The 2,943-nt window shown below is 69.5% G+C and carries 2 protein-coding genes; both read right to left on the minus strand.

The window, feature by feature from the left end; all coding sequences use genetic code 11:
* Positions 1 to 19: 19 nt before the first annotated feature.
* Positions 20 to 1,168, minus strand: coding sequence for a MalY/PatB family protein (locus ABTZ89_RS37590; RefSeq protein WP_351054022.1), 1,149 nt, complete (start codon positions 1,166 to 1,168; stop codon positions 20 to 22).
* Positions 1,168 to 2,742 (minus strand): APC family permease, encoded by a 1,575-nt coding sequence (locus ABTZ89_RS37595; RefSeq protein ID WP_351054025.1) that lies wholly within the window; start codon positions 2,740 to 2,742, stop codon positions 1,168 to 1,170. Before ABTZ89_RS37595 ends, ABTZ89_RS37590 begins: the two co-directional genes overlap by 1 nt.
* Positions 2,743 to 2,943: the final 201 nt, after the last annotated feature.

Here is a 2,943-nt window from a genome sequence, read left to right on the forward strand (position 1 = left end):
GAAGGCAGCGCACCACCCGCTATCCGAGACCGCTGGTGGTCAGGGTGTGGACGATCCGGTCGAGGGCTTCCGCGAGCACGTCCGGCGTCGTAGCGAAGTTCAGCCGTGCGAAGCCGGTTCCGGCCGCGCCGTACAGCGCACCCTCACCCAGTGCGACGCCCGCCGCCTTGCGCAGGCGCTCCGCTGGTGCGTTCTCGTCCCAGGCACGGAGGTCCAGCCAGGCGAGGTAGGTCGCGTCGGGCAGGTGCGCGATCTCGCCGAGCCCGGCGTCGGCCAGGGTGCCGACCACTTGGTTCCGGCGGGCGTCCAGGTCGGCGAGCACCGCTTCCAGCCACGGTTGCCCGTGCTCGAAGGCCGCGACGGTCGCGACCATCCCCAGCGGCGCCACCCCGCTGGTTTCCAAGTGCCGCAGCCCGTTCCACACCTCGACGTCCTCGGGATTGGTCAGCGCCACCATCGCGGTGCGCAGCCCGGGGAAGTTCCACGCCTTGGTCGCGCTCGTCACGGTCACCGCGTGTGCGCGGGCCGCGTCGTTCAACGACGCGTAGGGCGTGAACGGGACGCCGTAGCGGATCGGGGCGTGCACCTCGTCGCTGATCACACGACCGCCCCACCGCTGCACCAGTTCCGCCAGGTCCGCCAGCTGGTCCGCGCCGAACACGGCGCCGGTCGGGTTGACCGGGTGGCACAGCAGCACGCTGCCCGCACCGGCGGCCAACGCGCGCTCGATGGCCTCGAGGTCCAGCTCCCGGCCACCGATCAGCGGCATCTCGATGGTTTCGCGCCCAGTCAGCGGAACCACTTCGATGAACCGCTGGTACGTCGGGGTCGGCACGATCACCGCCGAGCCCGGCCTGGTCAGGTTCCGGATCGCCACCGCGATGCCGCGCAGCACGTCGGGCACGAGCCGCACCGCACCGGCCGGGACGGCGAGCCCGAAACCGGACAGCCAGCGGGAGGTCGCTTCGGGCACCCCGCTGCGCGCATCCGGTGCCGGATACCCGAACGCCTCCGCTGACACCGCTTTCCGGACCGCGTCGAACACCGGTGGGCAGGCCGAGAGGTCCATCTCGGCGACGCCGAGGTCCAGCACACCCGGTCCGTGCGTGGACCACCGCTTGCCCGTGCCGCTCACCCGCCACACCGGCTGCGAGTCCAGCGAGGTCATCAAACCTCCTCGTGTTGTTGGTTCTTCCGCCAAGCGAGTCCGGATCTCCGGCCGAACCAGACCCCGATACCGCAGAGGACCGCGACGAGCGCGCTGTCCAGCGGGGCGATCAGCGCGCCGGTGCCGCCGAAGCTGCCCACGGCGGAGATGCCGGTCAAGGTGAGCAGCAGGACCACCAGCCACACGCCGTTGAACCCGGACTCCCCTCCGCGCCGCACGCGCCACAGGTAGATGAGGAATCCGAGCAGCAGCAACGGCATCGCCACCCGGACCTTCTCCCACCCGGACCAGTAGAGGATCAGACCGGAGAGGACGAACGACGTCGCGCCCACCGCCGAGCTCCACCGGCCCAGCCAGCCGGAGGACGGTTCGGCCGCGTGCCACACGCACACGGCGATCGACACCGCGGCGTAGCTCAGGCCGTAGTAGAAGCTCAGCGAGCTGGCGATGGACTTCCAGTCGCCGAACAGCAGGATGATCAGCGCGCCGAGGCTCAGGTTGAGCAGCAGCGCCCGCCGGGGGATGCCGCTGCGCTCGTGCACACCGGCGAAGAACCGCGGCAGGATCCCGTTCTGCGCTGCGCCGTAGGTGTAGCGGCCCTTGACGCCCGCCGAGACCAGCATCGAACCGGCGGGGGAGAACACCGCATCGGCGAGCAGCAGCCAGGACAGCCAGACCAGGCCGATCAGGCTCGCCAGCTCGGCCAGCGGCGACTTGAGGTTGATCCCGTGCCAGCCGCCGATCAGCTGACCGGTCGGCAGGCTGAACAGCATGACGAGCTGGAGCCCGACGTAGATGGCGAAGGCCACTCCCAGCGCGATGAACGTCGCCCTGGGCACGGTATTCCGGGCGTTGGCGGCCTCGCCGGACAGCACCGCGGCCGCGTTGATCCCGGTGAACGAGTAGACCAGGCCGCTGCCGACGACGGCGGTCAGCGCCGCGGAGATGCCGTAGGGCGCGAACCCGCCGCCCACCTCGTAGTTCGTCGTGTCGAACCCGCTGGCCAGCATGAGGGCCACGGTCAGCAGCGGCACCGCCACCTTGACCGCGGTCACCACGTTGTTGACCCGCGCGATGAACCGGACGCCGAACATGTTGACGTAGAAGAACAAACCGAGCACGGCGACCGCGAACAGCCGCCCGGTGAAGGTCAGCGCGTCGTCCTCGATCAGGCCGGGGATCCACTTCCCGGCGTACTGGGTCAGCGCGGTCGATTCGCTCGGCCCGGCGTAGACCGCTTGCAGGAAGACCGCCCAGCCGATGATCGCGCCGACCAGCGGTCCTGATGCGAGCTGCGGCCAGCGCACGTTGCCGCCGGACAGCGGTTTCCGGAAGGCCAGGTCGATGAACACCAACGAGACCAGCAGCGTGGCGACGCCGGTGATCAGCCAGGACAACAGTGCGGCCGGTCCGGCCACCTTCGCGGCGTTGTACGCCGCGAACAGCCATCCGGATCCGATCACGCTGGACAACGTGATCGCGGACAGCGATGCCGTGCCCAGACTCCGGTGCAAGCGGTTGTCGTCGTCCGGCGATACGCCGGCCCGGTCCGCGTGCGGAAGCGTTCCAGTCACGGTGCCCCTCCTCCCCGTCCGTCCGCCGCGGTCACCTCGTTGTGATCGGGCGGTTCGAACATGAGAGCCACACTGACTCTTGCAAACTATTCGCAGTAGTAGGTGTTTGCCTGGGGCAGGGCATAGCGTGCAGCTATGTCCGGAGGAACCAGCATCGACGTCCTGGACCTCAAGGTCTTCCTCGAGGTCGTCAGGTCGGGC

The organism is Saccharopolyspora sp. NPDC002686, assembly GCF_040295745.1.
In the GTDB taxonomy this organism is placed as follows: domain Bacteria; phylum Actinomycetota; class Actinomycetes; order Mycobacteriales; family Pseudonocardiaceae; genus Saccharopolyspora; species Saccharopolyspora oryzae.